General features: G+C 67.4%; 1 protein-coding gene. It reads right to left on the reverse strand.

The window, feature by feature from the left end; all coding sequences use genetic code 11:
- Positions 1–242 (reverse strand): C4-dicarboxylate ABC transporter permease (locus tag HKX41_13100; GenBank protein ID NNC25071.1); only part of this gene is annotated, 242 nt, incomplete at both ends.

Here is a 242-nt window from a genome sequence, read left to right on the forward strand (position 1 = left end):
GCGACGCCGCGGATGTTCCCCTCGCCGAACGACGGGGCGCTGTCTTTGAGCCAGCGGGTTGCCTCGTTGTACGTGATGAACGCCGCGATGTCGCCGCCAGCGCCGGGAATCGCGCCGATGAACGACCCGAGAATGCCCGACCCGACGCTGACCGGCGCGATGGACCGCAGGTCCGAAACCGAGGGGAACACGCCGGTTATCTCCTGGTCGACGCGGTCGTTCCCGCTGTTGATGCCTTGGGA

The sequence above is a fragment of the Salifodinibacter halophilus genome (genome assembly GCA_012999515.1).
GTDB classification, from domain to species: Bacteria; Pseudomonadota; Gammaproteobacteria; order Nevskiales; family Salinisphaeraceae; genus Salifodinibacter; species Salifodinibacter halophilus.